The organism is Pseudomonas weihenstephanensis, assembly GCF_001043055.1.
Taxonomy (GTDB): domain Bacteria; phylum Pseudomonadota; class Gammaproteobacteria; order Pseudomonadales; family Pseudomonadaceae; genus Aquipseudomonas; species Aquipseudomonas weihenstephanensis.
In genome coordinates this window covers 450,390-474,642 of the sequence record NZ_JYLF01000002.1, presented here as the reverse complement: position 1 = coordinate 474,642, position 24,253 = coordinate 450,390, and the positions used below count along the sequence as shown (strand labels likewise).

The following is a 24,253-nucleotide window of genomic DNA, read 5'->3' as shown; positions in this document are numbered from 1 at the left end:
ATCTGTTTCAAGAAAAATCATGAGGTTGCCAGCAAAGAATGAGCGTGCCACCAATCGCGGGCCTGGTTGGCCAACTGCTGGATGTCATGGGTTGCCGCATCGAGCGTCAGCACCAACGCTTCCGCTTCGGGTGATTCAAGGGCCGCGAACTGGCTGTCGATCAGCGTTTTAGGCATAAAGTGCCCAGGACGATGCGCCACACGGTCAGCGGCCACCTCAGGCGTTAACTCAAGAAACACGAAGCCTAGACCGTCGACCGCACTGCGCAAGCGCTCGCGATAACGCAATTTGAGGGCTGAGCAGGTCAATACCGGTCGTTGACCCCGCTCAACGGCAAGCCGCAATTCGTTAGCCAGGCTGTCTAACCAGCCAGCACGGTCGTCATCGGTCAGGGGAATACCGGCGCTCATCTTGGCGATATTAGCCGCAGGGTGAAACGCGTCGCCCTCAATCGGGGTCGCGCCATTGAGCTGGCACAACGCCTGGCTCACGCTGGATTTGCCACAGCCGGCAACACCCATGATGACCAGGGCAGTGATAGGTTGACTCATGAAACACCTCAGTCCGTAGACAGCGCTGTCTTTGTCGATGCGTTCACTCGGTGAAAGCAAAGCACAAAGCCGGAGCTACCGACGTCTATTTCTCATTTTTGTGGGGAGACGCGGTGACGCTCTCGACATACAAAGCTGGGGTAATCGCAGTCCCGACAATCAGGCAATTGCGGGTCTCCGTGGACAGCGCTACCTTAGTGGCTTGTTTTTTGTTTGGCAAGCCGCGATGACCTCCTTCAAAAACGATAAAAATACCCGTACCACGGGGCGTCCAACCCTTAACGAAGTGGCCCGACTGGCGGGCGTCAGCCCTATTACGGCCTCTCGCGCCTTGCGCGGTATCAGTAGCGTGGCCACCGAACTGGCCGAAAAAGTGCGCCAGGCCGCTGCTGATTTGAACTACGTGGTCAACCCTGCTGCTCGTGCACTGGCGTCTGCGCAAAGCCATTCGGTGGTGGTGCTGGTGCCCTCACTGTCCAACTTGCTGTTTATTGACACCCTGGAAGCCATCCACGCCGTTTTGCGGCCCAAAGGTTTTGAAGTGTTGATCGGTAACTTTCACTACTCGCGCGACGAAGAAGAAGACCTGCTGCGCAACTACATGGCCTACCAGCCACGCGGCTTATTACTGACCGGGTTTGATCGCTCCGAAAGTTCGCGTCTCATGATCGAATCCAGCAATGTGCCGTGCGTGTACATGATGGAGCTGGATGCCGGCGCCGGTTTGAACTGTGTGGGTTTCTCCCAGCTACAGGCGGGCGAAACCGCTGCCCATCATTTGATTGGCAGCGGGCGCAAGCACTTGGCCTATATAGGCGCACAACTCGACCAACGCACCTTGTTGCGCGGCGAAGGTTATCGCCGCGCACTGCAAGAAAAGGGCTTGTACAACCCCGACCTTGAAGTGCTGACGCCGCGTCCCTCGTCTGTGGGCCTGGGCGGCGAGTTGTTTTTGCAATTAATCGCCGCTCACCCGCAGGTGGATGCGATTTTCTTTGGCAACGACGACCTCGCTCACGGCGCCTTGCTGGAAGCGGCGCGCTTCGGCATCAAGATCCCCGAGCAAATTGCCATATTGGGGTTCAACGACCTGCCCTCCTCCGAGTTCATGGTGCCGCGCCTGAGCAGCATTCGTACGCCGCGAGAAGCAATTGGACGTCGCGCCGCTGAGCAAATGCTGACACTTATGGCCGGCAATCAAGTCGCCAACCCCGTGCAAGACATGGGGTTTGAACTGATGGTGCGCGAAAGCAGTTAAAGCTGCCTTTGGCCACAAAGCGGCAGGCGGGCGGCAAGGGTTGTCCGCCTGACGCGGCCTTCAAACCGGAAAACCCAATAAAACGGGGCGCTGCACGCTGGGCACAGTATTTGCTCATGAGTTGCCTATCAATGATTTGAACAGGGCCAACTCATGCTGATTACTACGCAAAACACTTCATCTATCTTCAAAGCCCAGCGCCCGGATCTCGATCCGGTTACCGGCGCCGCCAGCGCTCTGTACAGCGGGCAATTGCAAAACGCTCAGCCCCTGACCAACCTTCAAGCCACGCCCGCCTCGGCCGCAGGCAACGCTCAAGCGGATAACGTGAATGCGGCGTTCGCTAAAACCCGCGTACTGCTGCAATCCAGCGTGCCTGAAGCCGCTGCCGTGCAAAGCACTGGCACCCAGAACACCCAGGCCACGGCCCAAGGTTCTGCAACTGAAGCGTTCAAGGACTACATGAGCAAGCCGGTTGCGCAGCGGATTCGTGAGCAATTGCTGAAAGAAATGGGCTTGACCGAAGACGACGTAAAAGCCATGCCGCCAGAGAAACAGCAGGCGATCAACGACAAAATCAGCGATTTGATGCAACAGAAAGAAGCGATCAAGCAGGCTGAAATTGCCCAGCAGAAACAGCAAAGCCAGGTGTAAATCCCACCGGTAGTCGCTGGCGCACGTTACTAACGGCGAATCCTGCAAGGCCATCGCAGCCTGCGCCAGCGACTACAGGGCGAGACTCAGTGCAACTGCAACGTGGAGTTGAACTGGCTGATGGCATCGACCACATGCCGGGAACCTTGCTGGATCTCCAAAATAGCCTCGCCCGCTTCATTCGCCAGTTCAACCCCAAGCCCGGTTCGACTCAAGCTCGACTGCATGCTGTTCACTGCACTGAGTGACAGGTCGTGGTTTTTGCGCACCACCTCGACGATTTCTATCGTGGCGGCACTGGTGCGGGCGGCCAGGCTTCTGACCTCATCGGCGACCACGGCAAAACCGCGCCCATGCTCCCCCGCCCTGGCAGCTTCAATGGCCGCATTCAAGGCCAGCAAGTTGGTCTGATCGGCAATGCCGCGAATGGTTTGCACGATTTTGCCGATGATGTCCGACTGCTTGCTCACCGCATCAATGCTCTGCGCTGCCTCGTTCAAGTCCCTGGAAATGGCCTCGATGATTTGCACGGTTTGTTGAACCACCTGCGAACCTTTCTGCGCACAGGCATCGTTTTGCACAGACGTGCTGTGGGCTGACTCCGCCGCTGTTTGCAGATGGGTCACTTGGGCGGTGATGTCACTGGCAAACTTCACCACTTTGTAGAGGCGGCCCTTGGCATCGAAGATCGGGTTGTAGGACGCCTCCAGAAAAACCGTATGCCCGTATTTGTCCACCCGCTCAAAACGCCGGGAGTGCACTTCGCCACGATTGAGTGACGCCCAGAACGCTTTATAGGCGGCTGACTCACGCTCGCTGGGTTTGCAAAACATACTGTGGTGCTGGCCAACAATCTCGCCCAACGAATAATGCATCGTGTTAAGGAAGTTCTGGTTAGCGTTAATCACGTGCCCGTCCGGCGAAAACTCGATCAAGGCCATTGAGCGGCTCAAGGCATTCACGATGCTTTCGTTTTCATGCTCTTTGTGGATGCGCTCAGTGATATCTGACGCCACTTTGATGACGCTGGTGACCTGCCGGTCCGCGCCAACGATTGGCATGTAACTGGCTTCAAGCCACACCTCACGACCCGATTTATCGAGACGCAGGTAAGTACCGCTCATGGGTTCCCCGCGCGCAAGGTCACGCCAGAACTGGGCGTATTCTGCGGTTCGGGTGTAAGGCTCTTCGCAAAACAGCCGGTGATGTTTGCCACGGATCTCTTCCGCGGGATACCCCATCACCCGGCAAAAGTTGTCGTTGGCTTCGAGGATGGTGCCATCGGGGGCAAATTCAATAATGGCCATCGATCGACTGATGGCCAATACCTTGGCCTTCATATCGCTCAGAGAACAACTCAGGCGTTGATTTTCAAGCAGGTCGGCTTTGCGATGTAAATCAAACATGGCTCAATCCCTGGAGATGCTGTCTATTGATAATTCATACGCTTCAAGACACAACAAACCGCCTGCGCTTTTAGCTCGTAACGCGAGAGCCGTACGCAACCCCGGGATTGAAGCAATGAAAGTTCAAGCCCCGTAAATACCGAGCATAGCCAGTCAACATTAGGCTGCAAGCCAATTGCCATCAGAATGCGACGGAACGCCCACTCTGAAGAAAGTTCGCACGTGGACGATGCGTCACGTGCGTGGGTGCTTTGGTTATACTGCGCCGCCTTCAATCCATGACGCTTGACCATGACCGCAATTACTTATGCCCCGCTTGAAGCCCCTCAGTGGCCCTTGCTGAACAAGTTTTACCGCAGCCACCAATCGTCGATGAAAGCCGTCAAAGACGCTCAATTATGGGTCGCCCGTGGAGATGAGATCATTGCCGGCTTGTGCCTGCGCACCCAGGCGCATGGCTTTTGGTTGACGGGTTTATTCGTCGCACCGCTGTCGCGTAAACAAGGGGTGGCAGCTGCGCTGGTGAACCGGGCGGTCACAGCCTGCGACGGGCCTGTGTGGTTATTCTGCGACCCTGAGCTGCAAGGTTTTTATGAAGGGCTGGGATTTACGCTGGAGGCCGAGTTGCCGCAGGCATTGCACGAGCGGTTAGTTCGCTACCAGCGCAACAAGGCAATGATCGCGCTGGGGATTGGCCTGTAGTCGCTGTTGAGTCGCGCGAGGCTGCGAGGGCTGAAAGGCTCGCAGCCTGCGCCAGCGACTACCGATTACGAGGTTTACGCCTGAGTGCCGGCTTCCAGTTCCGGGAACAGCACGTCGATGAAGCCAAACTTATTGAAGTCCTTGATGCGTGACGGGTACAAACGGCCAATCAGGTGATCGCACTCATGCTGCACCACTCGCGCATGAAAACCCTCGGCTTCACGCACAATCGGCTCGCCTTTAGGGCTGAACCCCTCGTAGCGAATGCGCTGATAACGCTGCACTGCGCCACGCAAACCCGGTACGGACAAGCAGCCTTCCCAGTCCTCTTCAAGCGTTGGGCTCAACGGCGTGATCAATGGATTGATCAAGATGGTTTGCGGTACCGCTTCTGCATCGGGGTAGCGTTCGCTGTGCTCAAAGCCAAAAATCACCAATTGCAGATCAACTCCGATCTGCGGCGCCGCCAAACCAACGCCGCCCGCATGCTCCATGGTCTGCAACATGTCATCGATCAGCTGCCAGAGTTGCGGGCTGTCGAACATGTCATCCGGCACCGGCTTGGCAACGTGCAGCAGGCGCTCATCGCCCATTTTCAGAATTTCACGAATCATAGTCAGGCTTCATCAGAAGTGGGTTTGAGAGAGTGGTCGCGGCCAAGGCCGCTGACATGCTGCTTGGGATCAGGGTCGTCTGCTTCATCGAAGGTCTTTTCCCCAGGGTCCTTGCCTTCGGCCGACATGTGTTCAATCACTGCATTCATTTCAGCGCCTAACAACAACACGGCCGCCGAGATGTAGAAGTACAGCAACAGCACGATGATGGCCCCGATGCTGCCATACATGGCGTTGTAGTCGGCAAAGGTTTTGACGTAAAAGGCAAAGCCCAATGACGCCACAATCCATACCACCACCGCCAGTACCGAACCCGGCGTAATGAAACGAAACTTCTGCTCGACGTCGGGCATCACGTAATACATCACGGCCACGGCCACCATCAACAGCAGCACAATCACCGGCCAACGCAAAATCGTCCACAACGTCACCACAAAGTCTTCCAGCCCCACCTGCCCGGCCAGCCAGCTCATGACTTGCGGGCCAAGCACCATCAACGCCGCTGCCGCCAGCAACATGCCGGCAATGCCGATGGTGTAGAAAATCGACAGCGGAAAACGCTTCCAGATTGGCCGCCCCTCGACCACGTCGTAGGCCGCATTCATGGCGCTCATCATCAGGCGCACGCCAGCGGAGGCCGTCCACAAGGCAATCACGATACCCACCGAAAGCAACCCGCCCTTGGACTGCTGCAACTGGTCGATGACAGGGTTGACCTGTTCCAGCGCCTGAGGCGGCAGCACCAGCTCAGATTGCAAGCGCAGCCAGGTGAAGAAGTCCGGCAGATGCAAAAAGCCGATCAGTGCAATCAAGAACAAAATGAACGGAAACAACGAAAACAACATTTGATACGCCAACGCAGACGCGTAGGTCGACATTTCGTCGTCAATGAATTCCTTGACCGTGCGGATCAGTACTTTGCCCAACGGCAGGCCATTCAAGACCGGAAATAACATAGCGTCTCCTTTCGCCGCTCTAATGAGGGTATTTAACAAGCCATTCAACGACTTCAACTCAGGGGTTTTACCTCAAAGTAGTCGAGTTGGCGACTTTGGAAACATGTGCAATTCAAACATATCAAAACTCAAACATATGAAAACGGCCATCCCAGGATGGCCGTCTATCACTTCCTCAGGCCCGCTTGGCGCCTTATGGACAGGTGCACTCTCAGGCTTTGTCGACGGTATTTTTTACCGCCTCTTTGACTTTGCCGACCGCCTGCTGGCCTTCGCCTTTGAGCTCCTGAGCCTTGCCTTCTGTACGCAGCTTGTCGTTGTCAGTGGCTTTGCCTACCGTTTGCTTGACATTGCCTACTGCTTCGTTCGCCATGCCTTTGATCTTATCGCCAGTGCTGCTCATGGGATTTCTCCTAGTGAAATTTCGGATGTCATAACCTCGACACAGAGATTGACCTGAGCTGCTTGAACAGAGTTTCATTTATTTTCTGTCACTCATTTCATCGCTCAGCGCAGGTTGGGCTTTATGTTTGCCCGCTAACCCCCGAGAATGCGCGACGTATTCAGGCTATGGCGCTGAAGATCCAGAATTGTAGGAAGGTTATGAAACTCGATAAAAAGCAGGCCATTGCCCGCAGAAACCAGGAACTGGGCGGTGCCGTGATCGGCGTCAACAACGGTCACTTCGCAGCGCTGAATACCAACAAAAATATTTGGTGGTTCGACATTCCGCTGGCCCGCCTGGCTGTTGGTCAATATGAATGGGTGCATTTGCTGCTGCACACGCCGAGCACAGATGAACTGCTGCACTTGAAAGTGACCACCGCGTTCTTGCGTGAAAAGCGCGAAGGCATGGTGGTACGCGCGACCCACAAGCGCACGCCGACCATGAGCCTGGAGCTCAGTGCTGACAAGGACTCGTACCTGCAAGACGTACGTCCAGCGGGTACAGGCGTAAACTTCGCGCAGTTTTTGCAGAAGTAAGTACAGCCTCAAAAGGCTGTCGTACCATCAGGAGTCGCCACGGCCCTGATTAAACGCGGATCCGCGTTTACGATCACCGCTGCAAAAACAACAAAGCCCCGCACTGCGGGGCTTTGTTGTAGACGGGCCGTTACTTTTTCAGGCCGAGCTTTTTCAGCTCTTCATCACGTAACTCGCGGCGCAAGATCTTGCCCACGTTGGTGGTCGGCAAGGCATCACGGAACTCAACGATTTTTGGCGCTTTGTACGCCGTCAGGTTGGCGCGCATGTGGGCCATGACCTGATCCTTGGTCAACGTCATGCCCGGCTTGACCACAATGAACACCTTGATCAGTTCACCGGTTTTCTCATCCGGAATGCCGATCGCCGCCGATTGCAATACGCCCGGCAACGAGGCCATCACGTCTTCCAGCTCGTTGGGGTACACATTGAAGCCCGAGACCAGAATCATGTCTTTTTTGCGGTCAACGATGCGCATGTAGCCATCGGGCTGAATGACGGCGATATCGCCTGACTTCAACCAGCCATCGCTGTCCATGATTTCGTCGGTGGCGTCAGGACGCTCCCAATAACCCTTCATCACTTGCGGGCCTTTAATGCACAGCTCGCCAATTTCGCCCAATGGTAACTCTTCACCGGCGTCGTTGATGACTTTGCACAAAGTCGACGGCACCGGAATCCCGATAGTGCCCGCCTGGATGTTCTGGATCGGATTCACCGACGCCACCGGGCTGGTTTCGGTCATGCCATAGCCTTCACAAATCGGGCAACCGGTCACCGCTTTCCAGCGCTCAGCCACCGACAGTTGCAAAGCCATACCGCCTGACAACGTCACCTTGAGTGCCGAGAAATCGAGCTTGCGAAACGCCTCGTTATTGCACAACGCCACAAACAACGTGTTAAGGCCGACAAAGCCGCTGAATTTCCATTTCGACAGTTCTTTGACCATCGCAGACAGGTCACGCGGGTTGCTGATCAACACGTTATGGTTACCGATCAGCATCATGGCCATGCAGTGAAAGGTAAACGCGTAGATGTGGTACAGCGGCAATGGCGTGATCAGGATTTCACAGCCTTCATTGAGGTTGGAACCCATCAACGCTTTGCATTGCAGCATGTTGGCGATCAGGTTGCGGTGGGTCAGCATCGCTCCCTTGGCCACGCCTGTGGTGCCGCCGGTGTACTGCAACACGGCCACATCACTGCTCAGCGGATTGGCTTCCTTGACCGGCTGACCATGGCCTTTGCTCAGTACATCATTGAACTTGATGGCATTAGGCATGTGGTAGGCCGGCACCATCTTTTTCACGTACTTGATGACGCTATTGATCAGCACACGCTTGAACGGCGAGAGCATGTCAGCCACTTCGGTGACGAATACATGTTTGACCGACGTTTTCGGCACGACTTTTTCAGCCAGGTGCGCCATGTTCGCCAGACACACCAGCGCCTTGGCGCCAGAGTCTTTGAATTGGTGTTCCATTTCCCGCGCGGTGTACAGCGGGTTGGTGTTGACCACGATCAAACCGGCGCGGATGGCTCCGAACACAGCGACGGGGTATTGCAGCAAATTGGGCAACATGACAGCGATGCGATCGCCGGGTTGCAGGTCGGTGTGCTGTTGCAGGTAGGCCGCAAAGTCACCCGAGAGTGCGTAAAGCTCACCGTAGGTGAGGGTTTTGCCCAGGTTGCTGAACGCCGGTTTGTCGGCGAAGCGCTGGCAAGATTGTTGCAATACCGTCTGGATATTTGGGTATTCGTCTGGATTGATTTCAGCAGCAATCCCAGCTGGGTACTTATCCTTCCAAAAGCCTTCAAACATGGAAGCCCACTCCTCAGCGACGCGAATTCTTCACCGCATTTGATGCGGTTATTATTTGTTTGATTTTTATAATTGATAACTCTGGCTTTTTACTTACCGAGAAGTCACAAAGCGCGCCGAGAGTAGCAGCTTTGCCAAAGGTCGCCTAGAGCCAAAGATGGCCTGCAAAGTAACCAACCTGACTGTAGGACAATCCTAAGTCATCATTAGAATAAAAACTCAACATCGTATCGAAGCCTTCTATTACGGGCTTTGCAGGGCGATTCGCGCGGATATTCCAGTTTTATAAACACCCATAAAAACGCCCGCTGGCACAAGGCAAGCGGGCGCTTGTCGCCTGGTTGAACGAATCAGGCGTTATCACGCAACTCGCGGCGCAGGATCTTGCCCACAGGGGTCATGGGCAGTGAATCGCGCAGCACAATTTGCTTGGGTACTTTGTAGCCGGTGAAGTTGTCTTTGCAGTAGGCCTTGAGTTCTTCGACCGTTACGCCACCGGCGCGCGCCACCACGAAAAGTTTGACCGCCTCACCGGTGCGGTCATCCGGCACGCCAATCACCGCGCAGTTCGCCACCTTGGGGTGGGCCATGACGATGTCTTCGATCTCATTGGGGTACACGTTGAAGCCCGACACGATGATCAGGTCTTTTTTACGGTCGACAATGCGCACAAAGCCATCAGGATCAATCACCGCCACGTCACCGGTCTTGAACCAGCCTTCGGCATCCAGCACTTCAGTCGTGGCCTGCGGGTTTTGCCAGTAACCTTTCATCACCTGGGGGCCTTTAACGCACAACTCGCCCCGTTCACCCAGGCCCAAATCGACACCCTCATCGCTGATGACCTTCATCGCCGTGCCCGGTACAGGCATGCCGACCGTGCCCAGGCGCGCCAAAGAGCCACACGGGTTGGCACTGGCCACCGGCGAAGTTTCGGTCAGGCCGTAACCCTCGACGATGCGACAAGCGGTGAGTTTTTCCCAACGTTCGGCCGTGGCTTTGACCAATGCCGTGCCGCCCGAGTTGGTGACTTTAAGCCCGGAGAAATCCAGCGTCTTGAAGTCCGGGTGATCCATCAGTGCTACGAACAGCGTGTTAAGCCCCAGAAACGCGGTAAAGCGCCAGTTCTTCAGCTCTTTGATAAAACCTTTGATGTCACGCGGGTTGGTGATCAGTACGTTGTGGTTACCCGTCACCATCATGCACATGCAATTGGCTGTGAATGCATAGATATGGTAGAGCGGCAACGGCGCAATCATGATCTCGCGACCGTCGCGCAGGATCGGCTGCCCCTGCGCGTCATGCTGCGACAGGCAGGCGCGCACTTGCTGCATGTTGGCGACCAGGTTGGCGTGGGTCAGCATCGCGCCTTTGGGCAGCCCTGTGGTGCCCCCGGTGTATTGCAGCACGGCAATATCATCGAGTGTCGATGTCACCGGCTGGATGGATTGCCCCGCCCCCAGATGCAGGACGCTCTTGAATGAAATGGCCCGGGGGACACTGTAAGGCGGCACCAGTTTTTTGACCTTATCGACCACCAGGTTGGTCACCCACCCTTTGACGGCCGGCATCATGTCGCCCATTTTGGCTTCAATCAGAAAGTCGATGTCGGTGTCTTCCAGCACTTCCTGCACGCGCTTGCCAAACATATTCAGATACACCAGCGCACGAATGCCCGCGCTTTTGAACTGATGGCGCATTTCGCGCGAGGTGTACAACGGGTTGGTGTTGACCACCACCAGCCCCGCGCGCAGCGCACCAAACACCGCAATCGGGTACTGCAACACATTGGGCATTTGCACCGCAATGCGATCGCCTGGTTTAAGGTCGGTGTGCTGTTGCAAGTAGCCGGCAAAAGCCGCGCTGTGACGCTCAAGTTCAGCGTACGTCAGGGTCACGCCAAGATTGCTGAAGGCCGGCCGGTCTGCAAATTTCTTGCAGGAGCGTTCAAACACATCGACGACCGACTTGAAGGCCGTCATATCAATGTCCAGCGGTACACCGGCCGGACGTTTGTCATTCCAGAAATCAGGTTGCATTATTTTTATCCTCTTACCTGAGCATGCCTGGCCGCCTCTTTCATGCAATCAAAAGCGGAACCTGCGGACGTTAACAGTTCTCAAGTTGTAGGCAAACACAGCGATCTTCGCCATTTACATCTTGAATCGTTTTGTTGCGAGCGGGTGTGTTCGCTGGTGAGACTGCGAATGCGCTATACACTGCAAGGATTCAGGACGAAGGAATCATCATGGCTTCTGACAGTTTTTGGCTGGATGCAAATGATCGCAGCAGTCTGTATGTCAGACGGTGGCTGCCTGCTGGCACGCCCAAAGCCATCGTGTTAATGGCACATGGCATGGCTGAGCACAGCGCCCGCTATGAACGACTCGGTAACGCCCTGTGCGCGGCCGGCTTTGCGCTGTATGCCCACGATCAGCGCGGGCATGGCAAAACGGCGGAACGCGGCACCTTGGGCTACTTTGCCGATGAGGAGGGCTGGTGCGCCGTGGTCAGTGATGTCGCCAACCTGCAGCAGCACATCAATCAGACGCACCCTGGCATTGCAGTTTTTTTGCTGGGGCACAGCATGGGCAGTTACATCGCCCAATCGTATTTACTGCACCACAGCGCCAGCGTGCACGGCGCGATACTCAGCGCTTCAAACTATCAACCTGTCCTGTTGTATCGGGCCGCGCGCCTGATTGCCCGTGTTGAACGTTGGCGCCAAGGCCCCAAAGGCCGCAGCGCCCTGATCGAGTGGCTGTCGTTCGGCTCTTTTAACAAAGCGTTCAAACCCAACCGCACGCCCTATGACTGGCTGAGCCGCGATCCGGGCGAAGTGGATGCCTATGCGGCTGACCCACTTTGCGGGTTTCGCTGCACCAATCAGTTCTGGATTGATCTGCTGGGCGGCTTGCAGCAAATCAGCAAGGCCTCCAACCTGTCACAGATCGATCCGAGCCTGCCAATACTGGTCATGGGCGGCGAATGTGATCCGGTCAGTGAGGGCAAGCGTCTCACTGATCTGACCAATGCGCTACGCAAGGCGGGCAACCGCCATGTGCAATTGAAGGTTTACCCGCAGGCACGGCACGAACTCTTTAATGAGACCAATCGCGATGCTGTCACGAGCGATGTGATCGCCTGGCTGAACCAGGCCCTGATGCACCCGCGGCCCGCACGCAGCGAATGAGTCGTCACAAAAACTATTAAAGCCTTTAAAATCAAACATTTGAAATTAAACACTCGTCACAGGACATGCGCTACATGACCCAGGTTACCAACACCCCGTACGAAGCCCTCGAAGTCGGCCAGACGGCCAGCTACAGCAAAACCGTCGAAGAGCGCGACATTCAGTTGTTTGCGGCCATGTCCGGCGACCACAACCCGGTACACCTGGACCCTGAATTTGCCGCCGCCACCATGTTCAAAGAGCGTATTGCGCACGGCATGTTCAGTGGTGCGTTGATCAGTGCCGCGGTGGCCTGTGAATTACCGGGGCCGGGCACCATCTATATCGGCCAGCAAATGAGCTTTCAAAAACCGGTAAAAATTGGCGATACCTTGACCGTGCGTTTGGAAATTCTCGAAAAGCTGCCCAAGTTTCGCGTACGCATTGCGACCCGCGTGTTTAACCAGCGCGACGAGTTGGTGGTGGATGGCGAAGCCGAGATCCTGGCACCGCGCAAACAGCAAACGGTCACGTTGCCAACACTGCCAGCCATCAGCATTGGCTGATTCGGGGCATAGAAAAACGCCGGCTAGCCGGCGTTTTTCATGCATTCAGATAGCACTCAAGAACGAGCACGGGCCTGATCGCGCAGCACTTTAACCTGATCGTGATTGCGTTGTACGCCGTGGTATTGGCGCTCTATCAGGTCACGGATCCCCACCAGGTTGTGTTTTGCAATTTTTTCCAGCGCCTCTCTGTAAGCTTTCAGCGCATGGTCTTCACCGCGCTCAGCTTCATTGAGCACCGCCTCTTCGTCTTTGCCCGTGAAGATAGATTTCACATCCACCCAACGACGGTGCAAGTCACCGGCCACGCTGGTGCTGGTTTCAGGATCCCCACCCAACGCGCGCACCTGGGCTTGCAGTTCAGCGGCAGCAGTGGCGCAATCAGCCGAACGTTTTACAAACAGTGCTTTGAGTTCCGGGTGTTTGATGTCTTCAGCGCACGATTTGAAACCTTCCTGGCCATCCTTGCTGGTTTCGATCAGATCGTTCAGGACGCTAATGGCTTCTTTATTGAGGTCAGTCATTGTTCAATTCCTTACAAGGTTGAGGATCGTGCAATAGAGAGTGCATGCCCCGTGCCAGCTTAGAATTTAAAAAAATACCTTATAGAACAATAACTTAAAAATAACATACAAAACTGTATCCGGTTTTTTTGCATGAACTGTCAATTGGCCTGCATGCAGAATGCCTGTATTTTCCATTTACACGTTTCACGTACTCGAAGGCTCGCGCATGAACCCCGAAAAACTCGAACTGCTGGTGACCCGCGAAATGCCATTTGGCAAATACAAAGGCCGGATCATTGCTGACCTCCCCGGCCAGTACCTGAACTGGTTTGCGCGTGAAGGCTTTCCACACGGCGAGTTGGGCGGCCTGCTGGCCTTGATGCAAGAAATTGATCACAACGGTCTGTCAGACCTGCTGGACCCGTTGCGCGCTAAACACGGAAAACCCAAACCTCGCCATTGATAGAGCACCTCCCATGCCAAGGATTGAAGACAACGCCCGCGACGAACACTTCTGGCACGCCATTACACAGCGCTACGACCTGGCACCCGGCCCCATCAACCTGGAAAACGGCTATTTCGGGCGCATGACCCGTGGGGTCGCACAGGATTACCAGCGCAATATCGAGTTTATTAACCGCAGCAACTCGGTGCATGTGCGCCAGTGCTTCGATCACACGCAAAACCTGGACATTCGTAATCAACTTGCGGACATGCTCAAGGTCAATCACGCCAGCATTGCACTGACCAACTGCGCGTCAGATGCCCTGCAATCGCTTATCCGCAACTACCAAGGCTTGCAGCCCGGCGATCAGTTGTTGATCTGTGATCTGGAGTACCACAGCGTTGAGTACGCCATGCGCTGGGTGGCACAACAGCGCGGGCTTGAAGTGATCGAAATCACCCACCGTCATCCCGCCACCTATGAAAGCCTGCTGGAGAGCTATCGCCAGGCGTTCGCCCAGCACCCGCGTATCAAACTGATGGCATTGACCCATGTCACCCATCGCACCGGGCTGGTGTTGCCGGTCCAGGCCATTGTCGAACTGGCCAGTGCGCACGGGGTTGACGTGATACTCGATGGCGCCCATGCACTGGGACAAATCGACTTTGACCTGCCTGCGATGGGTGTGGCGTTTGCAGGTTACAACCTGCACAAATGGATCGGCGCCCCGTTGACGCTGGGTTTTATGTACATCGACCCGCAGCGCTTGGCCGACATTGCGCCGGACATGGGCAACCAGCGTTATCCCGAACCCGACATCCGTAACCGCTCGCCTTACGGCACCGCCAACATTGCAGCCTGGCTGACCTTGCCCAAAGTGTTGCAAGAGCACATTGATCTGGGCGGGGCGAAAGCCAAGGGGGCACGGCTCACGTATTTGCGCAACCTGTGGGTGGCTGAAGCGCGCAAACTGCCTGGCATTGAAGTGCTGACGCCAGACGACCCGCGACTGAACGGCGCCATCACTTCGCTGCGCTTTACCCATGTGGACGACCAACAGCCGATGGTCGAGCGCCTGCTCAAGGACTACAACCTGTTCACGGTGGCGCGTGAGGGGTCTGCCTGTGGCAGTTGCATCCGTATTACCGTGGGTTTTGCCACCACGCTGGATGACATCAACCAGTTGATCCGGGCGTTGCGCGAGCTGGCGCAAGGCTAGAATCCCCTCACCCACCGCGCTAGGGTTGGTGAGGGCTTTGGTACCGCACGTAAAAAGCAGGCAAAAAAAAGGTGCGCCGACCAAGCGCACCAAAAACCGTAGATCACACAACAAACCTGTTACAAAACACTCAATCCAGCAGCGCCAATGCCTCGGCCGTGCATTCCTGAATGCGCGCCCAGTCACCGTTTTTGATCCATTCGCTGTCTAGCATCCAGCTACCGCCCACACACATTACGTTTTTCAACGCCATGTAGCTGCGGATGTTGGCCGGACTGACGCCGCCTGTCGGGCAGAATTTCACCTCGCCAAACGGACCGCCCAGCGCCTTGATGGCCGCCACTCCGCCGCTGACTTCAGCCGGAAACAATTTAAAACGGCGATAGCCCAAGCCATAACCTTCCATGATCCCCGACGCGTTGCTGATGCCCGGCAACAGCGGAATGTCGCTGGCAACGCTGGCCTCTAGCAAGTCGCGGGTAATACCGGGCGTGACGATAAACTGCGAGCCGGCTTCTTCTGCCGCCGCCAGCATGTGGCGATCCAGAATAGTGCCTGCACCGGTCATCAGCTCCGGTCGCTGATCACGCAGCACGCGAATCGCTTCCAGACCAAACTCCGAGCGCAAAGTGACCTCAAGGGCATTGAGGCCACCGGCAGCCAACGCATCCGCCAGCGGCAGGATGTCCTGCTTACGGGCGATGGTGATCACCGGCAAAATACGAGCCTTGGCACACAGCGCGTCGATCAGGGCGACTTTCTCGGCCATCGATACGTTCGGGGTGGTTATTTTCATGGCAGCTGATCCTTGGCTCATGGGCACCAGTAAATCTCTAACGTAGGTTGCAAAAAGGCACGAATCGGCAAAGCAGCAACATCATCGCCCGCCAACGCATCGGTAAGAGTGTTCAATTTGGCCTGCCCCTGTACCGACAGCACCGTGTGCTTTGCAGTGCTCAACAGGTGGCGGCTCATGCTCAGACGCTGATGCGGTACCGTCGGCGCCAGCATCGGCCAGCAACGACGCGGGTTATCAAGGTCCAGGGCTTGCTTGAGGTTCGGGCTGGCAGGGAACAGCGAGGCGGTATGCCCGTCATCGCCCATGCCCAGAATCAGCACGTCGATTGGCGGTAATTCGGCCAACTGGCGGTCAGCCTGTTCGGCTGCCGCCTCCAGTGTGGGGGCAACGTTGTACAACCCCACAAAACGCGCTTTGGCTGCCGGGCCTTTAAGCAAATGCTGCTTGAGCAGTCCGGCATTGCTGTCGGCATGCTCCACTGGCACCCAGCGCTCATCTGCCAGGCTGACCACCACCTTGGACCAATCGACAGGCTGCTCGATCAGGCGCTGAAAAAACGCCACCGGACTGCGACCGCCCGACACCACCAAGGTGGCAACACCCTGTGCAGTGATCGCGTCATTCAGTTGCCCGGCGACCGTTTTAGCCAACGCCTCAGCCAGCACCGCTGGTGCGTTGAACGTGTGCGCCGTTACACCCGCAGGCAGTTTCAAATCAGATATCGCCATACCAGGACCTCCCGTCTCGCGTAATCAATGCAATGGAACTCATCGGCCCCCAGGACCCCGCCGCGTAAGGCTTGGGCGCATCGCCCGACTTCTTCCAGCCCGCGATCAACTGGTCGCACCAGGTCCATGCCGCTTCAATTTCATCTTTGCGTACAAACAGGTTCTGATTACCGCGCATCACTTCGAGCAACAGACGCTCGTAGGCATCCGGCACCCGCGAGCTGCGATAAGTGTCAGAAAAATTCAACTGCAACGGGCCGCTGCGTAGCTGCATGCCCTTGTCCAAACCTTGGTCTTTGGTCATCACCCGCAAGGAAATGCCTTCGTCCGGTTGCAGACGAATGATCAGCTTGTTGCCGATTTGCAGACGCTGCTCGGGGGCAAAGATGTAGTGCGAAGGCTCTTTGAAGTGAATGACGATCTGCGACAGCTTCTGCGGCATGCGTTTGCCGGTGCGCAGGTAAAACGGCACGCCCGCCCAACGCCAGTTGCGAATGTCGGCACGCAGGGCGACGAAGGTTTCGGTGTCGCTCTGGGTGTTGGAGTTTTCTTCCTCCAGATAACCCGGCACCGACTGCCCTTCGCTGTAGCCCGCAATGTACTGGCCGCGCACCACTTGTGTGGTCAAGCCTTCGGCCGTAATGGGCGCCAGCGCCTTGAGCACCTTGACCTTCTCGTCGCGGATGCTGTCGGCCGAGAGGTCCGCAGGCGGGTCCATCGCAATCAGGCACAAGAGCTGCAACAGGTGGTTTTGAATCATGTCGCGCAGTTGGCCAGCCTTGTCGAAATAACCCCAGCGCCCTTCAATGCCGACTTTCTCGGCCACGGTGATTTCTACGTGGGAGATGTAGCGCTGGTTCCACTGGGTTTCAAACAGGCTGTTGGCAAAACGCAGCGCAATCAGGTTTTGTACGGTGTCTTTGCCCAGGTAGTGGTCGATGCGGTAAATGCGCGTCTCAGGGAAGAACTGCGCCACGGCGTCGTTCACCTTGCGCGAGGACTCGAGGTCCGAACCGATGGGCTTTTCGAGCACCACACGGGCGTTGTCCGTCAGGCCGACCTTTGACAGGTTTTCGCAAATGGCCCCGTACACCGCCGCAGGCGTGGCGAAATAGGCGATCAGGCGTTGTGCCGTCCCGGCCTGTTCTGCCAACGCGAGGTAGTCTTCAGCCTTGAGAAAGTCGACATGCAGGTAGCTCAGGCGGGCCACAAAGCGGTTGAGTGCTGCGTCTTCGATTTCCTTGTCGCCGACGTACTGCCGCAGTTGGCTGTCGATATGGGCCAGGTGCGTGCGTGCATCGCCCGGCTCGCGAGCCAGTGCCAGAATGCGCGTGTCGTCATGCAGCAGACCGGCGCGATCCAGTTGATATAAAGCAGGGAACAATTTGCGCAGTGCCAGATCGCCCAAGGCGCCAAACAAGGCAAAGGTGCACGGTTCAACCGTAATCGAAGACATGATGTTGGTTCTTTTATCAAGTTAAGCTACAAATACCTTTTTTCAAGGCATCACTCAAGGAGAAATGTAGTAATAAACACAACATTTTCTCTAAATACAGATTGCTACTAGTGGTCGTATCGGGCCATCAGTAGGATAGGCCACCTTCCAGAGCCGCATTACAGCCAGGCTCTTGCATCGACGCCCCAAGGAACATAAATGGACCGCGTGCGAAATTTACTTGAACAAATCAAAGGCCGCCTCGAAGAGCTGAACAAAGCCGAGCGTAAAGTGGCCGAAGTGATTCTGCAAAACCCGCAGCAGGCGACGCGTTTCAGCATCGCGGCGCTGGCGCAGGCCGCGTCGGTCAGTGAACCGACGGTCAACCGGTTTTGCCGCTCGTTTGGTGTCAGCGGTTACCCGGAGCTCAAACTGCAACTGGCGCAAAGTCTGGCCAGTGGCGCCGCCTATGTCAGCCGCGCGGTTGAAGCCGACGACAACCCTGAGGCCTACACACAAAAGATTTTCGGCAGTGCCATCGCCTCGCTCGACAGTGCCTGCCAGGCGCTGGACCCCAACCTGATCAGCCGCGCCGTGGACTTGCTGATTCAAGCGCGGCAGATTCACTTTTTCGGGCTGGGTGCCTCAGCGCCCGTAGCACTGGATGCACAGCACAAGTTCTTTCGCTTCAACCTGGCCGTCACGGCGCATGCCGACGTACTCATGCAGCGCATGATTGCCTCGGTGGCTCACACGGGCGAGTTGTTTGTGATTATTTCCTACACCGGTCGTACCCGCGAACTGGTTGAAGTGGCTCGTATTGCACGGGCCAACGGCGCCTCGGTATTGGGACTGACCGCCGAAAATTCGCCACTGGCCAAGGCCAGTACATTGAGCCTGAATATCCCGCTGCCCGAAGACACGGACATTTACATGCCCATGACCTCGCGCATCATCCAGCTCACCGTGCTGGATGTGCTGGCCACCGGCATGACATTGCGCCGTGGCGTGGACTTCCAGCCGCACTTGCGCAAAATCAAGGAAAGCCTCAACGCCAGCCGTTACCCCGTGGGGGATGAGCTGCAATAGTGCCCACTGTGTAGCGGCGTCCGGCGGCGTAGCGTCGCAAAACCGACGATCAGGCGCTGCACAGCCCCGCCCGCGCGTGCAGGCTCAAGTGCGCTTGCTCGCCGGGGGCCAGGCTTTGCTGGCGGGTGCTGCCGCTGGTGGACTCGACACACACAAACCCCATCACCTCACTCCAACTGACGCCCAGCAACGGCCGTCTGCCGGGATGCCAGACCACGGTGTTGGCGTTGTCTCCCGTATCAATACTCAAGGCCCGGTGCCAGGCGTGATCGTTGAGCTGCATTTCACCGTCATGCTGGAACACCCGCTGACAACCGCCGTCCACCCGCAACTCGCCTTTTTGCTCGCAAGCTTCGCGGTTCAGTTGGTCATAACCGATCACGCCATCCAGCCCAGACAGCGCTACCTCGGCAACATCACCAATACGCCAATAAGCGCGCAGCGCCTGACTCATTTGGCAGGGCTCGTCGTCCTGATGCTCGGTACTGAGGCGCAACTCCATGCTTTCGCCCAAGCGCGCATGCAAATCCACCTGCCAATCGCACAGCGTTAAACGCCAGTGCAGGCTCACGCCCTCTTCATCTGTTTGACTGTCCAGCAGCTTCCAGTCAATCAACCGTGCCCAGCCATGAGACGGCCACGCATTCTCGCTCGGATGACGGCCATACCAGGGCCAGCAAATCGGCACCCCGCCCCGAATGGCACCCACCTGCGGCCACTTCTCGGCGCACCACAGCCACGGTTTTTGCCCGGTTGGCTTGAAGTGCAACAGTTGCGCACCTTGACGGCTGAACACCGCCTGGCAATGCGGATGGTTAATCACCAACACGTCACGCTGCTGAAAGCGCTCCCATTGGAAGATCGGCTGTTCTCGTTTGAATTTAAAAAATCGATGAAGCGGATGCTCGTGCATGTGCCGCAATCCTGAAAATCATGCGTCGGGTAGTGCCGACCCGAAAAAAAGCGGATAGCCCGGGCTACCCGCTAGAAAAGCAAGGAGCTTAGCGCACTTAGAACGTCGACTGAATTTTCAGACCGGCCACCCATGCGTTATCAACCTTGTCCACACCACCTGGGTGCGCGATGTACTGCAAGTTTGGACGCACTGTCAGCCAGTTGGTCACGTGGAAGCCATAGTTGAGTTCGTAGTTGTACTCGGTGGAGCGCAACGGCGAGTACGACGCGTCGCTGTAGTCGGTGACACCGATCGAGGCGTTGATCAGCTCGGCGCTTTTCTTCACATCATCGTTGACGTGAATACGGGCGGCACCGATGCCGATGTCATCTTTGGGGCGGGCGTCGAACGGACCTTTGTACACCAACATCAGCGACTGGTAGTTGTCGACGATATTGGTGGCCTTGTCGTGGAAGGTGGCGTTGGCGGCGATATGCAAGCCGCGCGATGCATCACCGTTGTGCGTGGTGAGTTGCTGCTGCACCACGAACCAGTAACCGTGCTTGCTGTCACGTACACGGTAGTCTTTGCCGGTGCTGGTGATGTCGACACTCACGTCATCGGCAGGCGCCGTGCTTTTGTAGTAGCCGACACGGTATTCGCCCGGCAGATCGTTGACCTTCGGCGACCACACCAGTTCTACCGGCAGCACCGTGCCCTTGGTGCCGCTACCACTGAGCTTGAAGCCGTTGCCGTGCTCAAGCTGCGACGGGTTCTGGTTGTACGCGCCGATCTGTGCATAAAGCTCGGGGGTGATGTTGTACTTCACCCGCAGTGCCGCCTGGCTGACCGGCCAGTTGTACCAGATGTTGGTGGCCCAGTTGCCCACCTGAGAACCACAGAACGCCAGGTTCTGGAACTCGCAGGGGAACGTGTTGAAGTCTTCGCCTTCGCCGAAGTAACCGGCCTTGACGTCCAGCTTGCCGTCGAGGAACTGATGCTGGATCCACAATTGGGTCAAACGCACCATGTGCCCACGGCCGTAGACTTCCTGGGAGGAACTCAGGGTGCCCGCACGCGGATCGCCCACGCGGTCGTTGGAGATGTTCTGGCCATTACGGTTGGTGAGCTGGATTTTGGCCTGGGTGTTATCCCAGCCCCACAGCTTTTGCAGGTCGAGCGCCACGCCCAGACCGAACTGGTCGCTGTAGCGCGCCGTCTTGTCGTTGTTGTAACCCCCGTGCAGGTTGGCACCCATTTCACCGACGTAATCGGCCTTGATGTCGATGCCCTGCTCGATCAGCCTGGTCCGTTCACCGCCCCAGTCGCCGGTCATCCATTTCGAATCAGCGCTGAAAGCGTCGTCGGCATAGACACTGCTTGCCCCCAGTCCTAACGCAACAATAGCCGACAGCTGGCAAGCCAGACGGGTGCGGGTCATTCTGTTGTTCATCCCTTGGATCCTCGTTGTTTTTTATTGGCTTTGTTTAACGCGGCACCGCTCAAAGAGCACCTCAAAACAGGCTCCCTGTACAGAATCAACGACCCTTGAAGTGCGCCACGTTATCCGCCCGGCTCTGGGCCTGGGGCGAACTCATCGCACCCAGACGCTCGCCTGTGTTTGCATCAAACAGTAGCACTTTCGCAGGATCGAACTGCAAATTGAGACTTTCGCCCACGTGAGGCGCGTCATCCGGAGCCAGACGGCAGCACACTTTGCTGCCATTGAGGTTCACAAACACCAGCGTGTCCGGGCCGGTGGGCTCCACCACCTGAACTTCGGCACGAAGGGTCGGCAACCCGTTCGGCTCAGGGCTCGCCAGCACGATTTGTTCGGCGCGGATGCCGATGATCACGTCACGCTCTTCAAGGCCCTCGTCGCGCACGCCTAACGGCAACTCACAACGCGCCTGACCACTGTCGAGCAGCGCCAGCAGGCGTCCTTCCTGGCGCTGCAAACGCAGCGGGATGAAGTTCATCGGTGGCGACCCGATAAAACTGGCGACAAACAAATTGGCCGGATCGTTGTAGATCTGCTTCGGCGTCCCGAACTGCTGAATGATCCCGTCTTTCATCACCGCCACTTTGTCGCCCAGGGTCATGGCTTCGATCTGATCGTGGGTGACATAAACCGTGGTGGTCTTCAGGCGCTGGTGCATCAACTTCATTTCGGTGCGCATCTCGACCCGCAATTTGGCGTCGAGGTTGGACAGCGGTTCATCAAACAGATAAATCTTCGGCCGCCTCGCCAGCGCCCTGCCCATCGCCACCCGCTGCTGCTGGCCACCCGACAACTGCCCCGGCTTGCGCGTGAGCAGGTGTTCGATTTGCAGCAGCTTGGCCACCCGCGCCACCTCTTCATCAATGGCGGCGGTGCTCATCTTGCGGATCTTGAGGCCAAACGCGATGTTGTCCCGCACGTTCATGGTCGGGTACAGCGCGTAGGACTGAAACACCATGGCGATGTCGCGATCCTTGGGGCTCATGCCGCTGATGTCAGCGTCGTCCACCAGAATCGAACCACCGCTGATGCTTTCAAGCCCGGCGATGCAGTTCATTAAGGTGGATTTACCGCAGCCCGAAGGCCCGACCAGAATCAGAAACTCGCCGTCGTTGATTTTCAGTTCAATGTTTTTCAGCGTGTCGGGCAAACCTTTGCCGTAGGTTTTGTTGACGTTGCGTAATTCGAGCGTTGCCATGCCTTACCCCTTGACCGCGCCGGACGTCAGCCCGCGCAGGAAATACTTGCCCGCAAAAATGTAGACCAGCAGTGTCGGCAGCCCGGCAATCATGGCCGCGGCCATGTCGACGTTGTATTCCTTGGCGCCGGTGCTGGTGTTGACCAGGTTATTGAGCGCCACGGTGATGGGCTGCGCGTCGCCACTGGCAAACACCACGCCGAACAGAAAGTCATTCCAGATTTGAGTGAACTGCCAGATCAGGCACACCATGATGATGGGCACCGACATGGGCAGCAGAATGCGCCCGAAGATCGTGAAGAACCCTGCGCCGTCGAGCCGCGCAGCCTTGACCAGCGCATCCGGGATGCTGACGTAGTAGTTGCGGAAAAACAGCGTGGTGAACGCCAGCCCGTACACCACGTGCACCAGCACCAGGCCGGTGGTGGTGTTGGCCAGCCCCAGCTTGCCGATGGTGAACGAGGCAGGCAGCAAGACCGTCTGGAAGGGCAGGAAGCAGCCGAACAACAGCAGACCGAAAAACAGCTGCGAGCCGCGAAAGCGCCACATCGACAGTACGTAGCCATTCATGGCACCGATGAAGGTGGAGATCAGCACGGCAGGGATCGTAATTTTGACCGAGTTCCAGAAGTACCCGCCCACCGTGTCCCACGCCTTGATCCAGCCAATGCCATCAATCACTTGCGGCCAACTCAGCAGGTTACCGGTGCGAATGTCTTCCGGGCTTTTGAAGCTGGTGAGCAACATCACCACCAACGGCACCAGATACACCGCCGCCGCCAGGATCAATGTGGCGTAGATGGCCAAACGACTGAAGGTCAAACGCTGTGCGTTAATCATGGCGTTTATTCCTCAGCTCGGAGTACAGATAAGGCACAAGAATCGCCAGAATCGCCCCCAGCATCATGATGGCGCTGGCCGAGCCAACGCCCATTTGCCCACGGCTGAAGGTAAACGAATACATGAACATGGCAGGCAAGTCAGACGAGTAGCCCGGCCCGCCTGCGGTCATCGCCGACACCAGGTCAAAGCTCTTGATGGCGATGTGCGCCAGAATCATGAACGCGCTGAAAAACACCGGGCGCAGGCTCGGCAAGACAATGCGCAAATAAATGGTCGGCAAGCTCGCGCCGTCCACCTGAGCGGCACGAATAATCGACTGGTCCACCCCGCGCAACCCGGCCAGGAACATGGCCATGACAAACCCCGAGGCCTGCCACACAGCCGCAATGACCAGGCAGTAGACCACGCGATCCTGGTCCAGCAGCCAGTCAAACCGAAACCCTTCCCAGCCCCAGTCACGCAGCATTTTGTCCAGCCCCAGCCCGGGGTTGAGCAACCACTTCCAGGCCGTACCGGTGACGATCATCGACAGCGCCATCGGGTACAGGTAAATGGTGCGAATGAAGCCTTCCTTGCGAATACGCTGATCGAGCAGCACCGCCAGGAACACGCCAATCACCAGGCTGATCGCGATAAACATGCCGCCAAACACGGCCAGGTTTTTACTCGCCACCCACCAGCGATCGTTTTCCATCAGGCGTGCGTATTGCTGCAAACCCACCCATGTGTAGCTGGGCATGAAGCTGGAGTTGGTAAACGAAAGCAGGAAGGTCCAAAAGATGTAGCCATAAAAGCCAACCAACACGATCAACATGCTGGGTGCCAATACCAACTTGGGCAACCAGCGTTGCAACGCGTCAAACGGCGAGGCTTTGTGGAACACAGCCACAGCGCTCATCGAAATTCTCCC

General features: G+C 56.8%; 24 protein-coding genes and 2 pseudogenes. 9 read left to right on the top strand and 17 right to left on the bottom strand.

Annotated features, from left to right (window positions below; translation table 11 throughout):
- Positions 1-17: 17 nt before the first annotated feature.
- Positions 18-551, bottom strand: coding sequence for a gluconokinase (locus tag TU86_RS06395; protein ID WP_048363457.1), 534 nt, complete (start codon positions 549-551; stop codon positions 18-20).
- Between the two features lie 226 nt (positions 552-777).
- On the opposite strand from TU86_RS06395, the gene gntR reads away from it, so the two are divergent.
- Both gntR and TU86_RS06385 read left to right on the top strand, forming a co-directional pair.
- Complete coding sequence (gntR, locus tag TU86_RS06390; RefSeq protein ID WP_048363456.1) at positions 778-1,809, top strand: HTH-type transcriptional regulator GntR; 1,032 nt, start codon at positions 778-780, stop codon at positions 1,807-1,809.
- A gap of 153 nt (positions 1,810-1,962) precedes the next feature.
- Positions 1,963-2,463 carry a hypothetical protein gene (locus TU86_RS06385; RefSeq protein WP_048363455.1) on the top strand — a complete coding sequence of 167 codons (501 nt, stop codon included), beginning with the start codon at positions 1,963-1,965 and terminating at the stop codon, positions 2,461-2,463.
- Positions 2,464-2,549: 86 nt separating this feature from the next.
- Here the strand turns inward: TU86_RS06385 and TU86_RS23640 are convergent.
- Positions 2,550-2,978 (bottom strand): annotated as a pseudogene (locus tag TU86_RS23640) (methyl-accepting chemotaxis protein); the annotation flags it as partial.
- A 120-nt stretch (positions 2,979-3,098) separates the two neighbouring features.
- Positions 3,099-3,770 (bottom strand): annotated as a pseudogene (locus tag TU86_RS23635) (PAS domain-containing protein); the annotation flags it as partial.
- Positions 3,771-4,160: 390 nt separating this feature from the next.
- On the opposite strand from TU86_RS23635, the gene TU86_RS06375 reads away from it, so the two are divergent.
- A complete protein-coding gene (locus TU86_RS06375; RefSeq protein ID WP_048363453.1) occupies positions 4,161-4,571 on the top strand; it encodes a GNAT family N-acetyltransferase in 411 nt (136 codons plus the stop codon).
- Positions 4,572-4,645: 74 nt separating this feature from the next.
- On the opposite strand, the gene def is transcribed toward TU86_RS06375, so the two are convergent.
- The 3 genes from def to TU86_RS06360 all read right to left on the bottom strand — a co-directional run bounded on the left by def (position 4,646) and on the right by TU86_RS06360 (position 6,544).
- Entirely contained in the window at positions 4,646-5,185 is a 540-nt protein-coding gene (gene def / locus TU86_RS06370) for a peptide deformylase (RefSeq protein WP_048363452.1), read from the bottom strand.
- Positions 5,186-5,187: 2 nt separating this feature from the next.
- On the bottom strand, positions 5,188-6,141 hold the full coding sequence (locus tag TU86_RS06365; protein ID WP_048363451.1) for a YihY/virulence factor BrkB family protein: 954 nt from the start codon (positions 6,139-6,141) through the stop codon (positions 5,188-5,190).
- Between the two features lie 211 nt (positions 6,142-6,352).
- The gene (locus TU86_RS06360; RefSeq protein ID WP_048363450.1) at positions 6,353-6,544 is read right to left on the bottom strand and encodes a CsbD family protein; all 192 of its coding nucleotides are present in this window, start codon (positions 6,542-6,544) and stop codon (positions 6,353-6,355) included.
- 200 nt (positions 6,545-6,744) lie between these two features.
- Between TU86_RS06360 and TU86_RS06355 the strand changes: the two genes are divergently transcribed.
- Positions 6,745-7,125: a hypothetical protein gene (locus TU86_RS06355; RefSeq protein ID WP_048363449.1), complete on the top strand. Its 381-nt coding sequence runs from the start codon at positions 6,745-6,747 to the stop codon at positions 7,123-7,125.
- Positions 7,126-7,255: 130 nt separating this feature from the next.
- On the opposite strand, the gene fadD1 is transcribed toward TU86_RS06355, so the two are convergent.
- Together fadD1 and fadD2 are read right to left on the bottom strand one after the other, a co-directional pair.
- Positions 7,256-8,947 (bottom strand): long-chain-fatty-acid--CoA ligase FadD1, encoded by a 1,692-nt coding sequence (fadD1, locus tag TU86_RS06350; protein WP_048363448.1) that lies wholly within the window; start codon positions 8,945-8,947, stop codon positions 7,256-7,258.
- Positions 8,948-9,297: 350 nt separating this feature from the next.
- The gene (gene fadD2 / locus TU86_RS06345; RefSeq protein WP_048363447.1) at positions 9,298-10,986 is read right to left on the bottom strand and encodes a long-chain-fatty-acid--CoA ligase FadD2; all 1,689 of its coding nucleotides are present in this window, start codon (positions 10,984-10,986) and stop codon (positions 9,298-9,300) included.
- Between the two features lie 209 nt (positions 10,987-11,195).
- On the opposite strand from fadD2, the gene TU86_RS06340 reads away from it, so the two are divergent.
- A complete protein-coding gene (locus TU86_RS06340; RefSeq protein ID WP_048363446.1) occupies positions 11,196-12,140 on the top strand; it encodes an alpha/beta hydrolase in 945 nt (314 codons plus the stop codon).
- Between the two features lie 74 nt (positions 12,141-12,214).
- On the top strand, positions 12,215-12,685 hold the full coding sequence (locus TU86_RS06335) for a MaoC family dehydratase (protein WP_047277033.1): 471 nt from the start codon (positions 12,215-12,217) through the stop codon (positions 12,683-12,685).
- A gap of 56 nt (positions 12,686-12,741) precedes the next feature.
- Here TU86_RS06335 and TU86_RS06330 read toward each other — a convergent pair whose 3' ends face one another.
- Positions 12,742-13,209 carry a ferritin-like domain-containing protein gene (locus TU86_RS06330; protein WP_048363445.1) on the bottom strand — a complete coding sequence of 156 codons (468 nt, stop codon included), beginning with the start codon at positions 13,207-13,209 and terminating at the stop codon, positions 12,742-12,744.
- Positions 13,210-13,417: 208 nt separating this feature from the next.
- Between TU86_RS06330 and TU86_RS06325 the strand changes: the two genes are divergently transcribed.
- Complete coding sequence (locus TU86_RS06325) at positions 13,418-13,654, top strand: DUF3820 family protein (protein WP_019693207.1); 237 nt, start codon at positions 13,418-13,420, stop codon at positions 13,652-13,654.
- Positions 13,655-13,667: 13 nt separating this feature from the next.
- Positions 13,668-14,855: an aminotransferase class V-fold PLP-dependent enzyme gene (locus TU86_RS06320; RefSeq protein WP_048363444.1), complete on the top strand. Its 1,188-nt coding sequence runs from the start codon at positions 13,668-13,670 to the stop codon at positions 14,853-14,855.
- Between the two features lie 130 nt (positions 14,856-14,985).
- On the opposite strand, the gene TU86_RS06315 is transcribed toward TU86_RS06320, so the two are convergent.
- From TU86_RS06315 to zwf, 3 genes are read right to left on the bottom strand one after another with little or no spacing between them, the layout of a single operon-like run.
- Positions 14,986-15,651 (bottom strand): bifunctional 4-hydroxy-2-oxoglutarate aldolase/2-dehydro-3-deoxy-phosphogluconate aldolase, encoded by a 666-nt coding sequence (locus TU86_RS06315; RefSeq protein WP_048363443.1) that lies wholly within the window; start codon positions 15,649-15,651, stop codon positions 14,986-14,988.
- A gap of 17 nt (positions 15,652-15,668) precedes the next feature.
- Positions 15,669-16,382, bottom strand: coding sequence for a 6-phosphogluconolactonase (gene pgl, locus TU86_RS06310; RefSeq protein WP_048363442.1), 714 nt, complete (start codon positions 16,380-16,382; stop codon positions 15,669-15,671).
- Positions 16,369-17,838, bottom strand: a complete 1,470-nt coding sequence (zwf, locus tag TU86_RS06305; protein WP_048363441.1) for a glucose-6-phosphate dehydrogenase — start codon at positions 17,836-17,838, stop codon at positions 16,369-16,371. The genes pgl and zwf overlap by 14 nt, the downstream gene beginning before the upstream one ends.
- A 207-nt stretch (positions 17,839-18,045) precedes the next feature.
- Between zwf and TU86_RS06300 the strand changes: the two genes are divergently transcribed.
- On the top strand, positions 18,046-18,906 hold the full coding sequence (locus TU86_RS06300) for a MurR/RpiR family transcriptional regulator (RefSeq protein WP_173426974.1): 861 nt from the start codon (positions 18,046-18,048) through the stop codon (positions 18,904-18,906).
- Between the two features lie 49 nt (positions 18,907-18,955).
- Here the strand turns inward: TU86_RS06300 and TU86_RS06295 are convergent, their stop codons facing one another.
- From TU86_RS06295 to TU86_RS06275, 5 genes are all read right to left on the bottom strand, one after another.
- Positions 18,956-19,819, bottom strand: coding sequence for a D-hexose-6-phosphate mutarotase (locus tag TU86_RS06295; RefSeq protein ID WP_048363439.1), 864 nt, complete (start codon positions 19,817-19,819; stop codon positions 18,956-18,958).
- Between the two features lie 97 nt (positions 19,820-19,916).
- Positions 19,917-21,254 (bottom strand): carbohydrate porin, encoded by a 1,338-nt coding sequence (locus tag TU86_RS06290; protein ID WP_048363438.1) that lies wholly within the window; start codon positions 21,252-21,254, stop codon positions 19,917-19,919.
- 85 nt (positions 21,255-21,339) lie between these two features.
- Positions 21,340-22,500: an ABC transporter ATP-binding protein gene (locus TU86_RS06285; protein WP_048363437.1), complete on the bottom strand. Its 1,161-nt coding sequence runs from the start codon at positions 22,498-22,500 to the stop codon at positions 21,340-21,342.
- 3 nt (positions 22,501-22,503) lie between these two features.
- Entirely contained in the window at positions 22,504-23,340 is an 837-nt protein-coding gene (locus tag TU86_RS06280) for a carbohydrate ABC transporter permease (RefSeq protein WP_048363436.1), read from the bottom strand.
- Entirely contained in the window at positions 23,333-24,241 is a 909-nt protein-coding gene (locus TU86_RS06275; protein ID WP_048363435.1) for a carbohydrate ABC transporter permease, read from the bottom strand. The genes TU86_RS06280 and TU86_RS06275 overlap by 8 nt, the downstream gene beginning before the upstream one ends.
- Between the last annotated feature and the right edge of the window lie 12 nt (positions 24,242-24,253).

Excerpts from the sequence above, each read along its gene's own strand:
- TU86_RS06375 (WP_048363453.1), top strand. The coding sequence starts at position 4,161 with ATGACCGCAATTACTTATGCCCCGCTTGAAGCCCCTCAGTGGCCCTTG.
- TU86_RS06325 (WP_019693207.1), top strand. The coding sequence starts at position 13,418 with ATGAACCCCGAAAAACTCGAACTGCTGGTGACCCGCGAAATGCCATTT.
- gntR (WP_048363456.1), top strand. The coding sequence starts at position 778 with ATGACCTCCTTCAAAAACGATAAAAATACCCGTACCACGGGGCGTCCA.
- TU86_RS06385 (WP_048363455.1), top strand. The coding sequence starts at position 1,963 with ATGCTGATTACTACGCAAAACACTTCATCTATCTTCAAAGCCCAGCGC.
- def (WP_048363452.1), bottom strand. The coding sequence starts at position 5,185 with ATGATTCGTGAAATTCTGAAAATGGGCGATGAGCGCCTGCTGCACGTT.
- fadD2 (WP_048363447.1), bottom strand. The coding sequence starts at position 10,986 with ATGCAACCTGATTTCTGGAATGACAAACGTCCGGCCGGTGTACCGCTG.
- TU86_RS06290 (WP_048363438.1), bottom strand. The coding sequence starts at position 21,254 with ATGAACAACAGAATGACCCGCACCCGTCTGGCTTGCCAGCTGTCGGCT.
- TU86_RS06315 (WP_048363443.1), bottom strand. The coding sequence starts at position 15,651 with ATGAAAATAACCACCCCGAACGTATCGATGGCCGAGAAAGTCGCCCTG.
- TU86_RS06360 (WP_048363450.1), bottom strand. The coding sequence starts at position 6,544 with ATGAGCAGCACTGGCGATAAGATCAAAGGCATGGCGAACGAAGCAGTA.
- TU86_RS06330 (WP_048363445.1), bottom strand. The coding sequence starts at position 13,209 with ATGACTGACCTCAATAAAGAAGCCATTAGCGTCCTGAACGATCTGATC.
- TU86_RS06365 (WP_048363451.1), bottom strand. The coding sequence starts at position 6,141 with ATGTTATTTCCGGTCTTGAATGGCCTGCCGTTGGGCAAAGTACTGATC.
- TU86_RS06275 (WP_048363435.1), bottom strand. The coding sequence starts at position 24,241 with ATGAGCGCTGTGGCTGTGTTCCACAAAGCCTCGCCGTTTGACGCGTTG.
- zwf (WP_048363441.1), bottom strand. The coding sequence starts at position 17,838 with ATGTCTTCGATTACGGTTGAACCGTGCACCTTTGCCTTGTTTGGCGCC.
- fadD1 (WP_048363448.1), bottom strand. The coding sequence starts at position 8,947 with ATGTTTGAAGGCTTTTGGAAGGATAAGTACCCAGCTGGGATTGCTGCT.
- pgl (WP_048363442.1), bottom strand. The coding sequence starts at position 16,382 with ATGGCGATATCTGATTTGAAACTGCCTGCGGGTGTAACGGCGCACACG.
- TU86_RS06295 (WP_048363439.1), bottom strand. The coding sequence starts at position 19,819 with ATGCACGAGCATCCGCTTCATCGATTTTTTAAATTCAAACGAGAACAG.
- TU86_RS06340 (WP_048363446.1), top strand. The coding sequence starts at position 11,196 with ATGGCTTCTGACAGTTTTTGGCTGGATGCAAATGATCGCAGCAGTCTG.
- TU86_RS06355 (WP_048363449.1), top strand. The coding sequence starts at position 6,745 with ATGAAACTCGATAAAAAGCAGGCCATTGCCCGCAGAAACCAGGAACTG.
- TU86_RS06335 (WP_047277033.1), top strand. The coding sequence starts at position 12,215 with ATGACCCAGGTTACCAACACCCCGTACGAAGCCCTCGAAGTCGGCCAG.
- TU86_RS06320 (WP_048363444.1), top strand. The coding sequence starts at position 13,668 with ATGCCAAGGATTGAAGACAACGCCCGCGACGAACACTTCTGGCACGCC.
- TU86_RS06395 (WP_048363457.1), bottom strand. The coding sequence starts at position 551 with ATGAGTCAACCTATCACTGCCCTGGTCATCATGGGTGTTGCCGGCTGT.
- TU86_RS06285 (WP_048363437.1), bottom strand. The coding sequence starts at position 22,500 with ATGGCAACGCTCGAATTACGCAACGTCAACAAAACCTACGGCAAAGGT.
- TU86_RS06280 (WP_048363436.1), bottom strand. The coding sequence starts at position 23,340 with ATGATTAACGCACAGCGTTTGACCTTCAGTCGTTTGGCCATCTACGCC.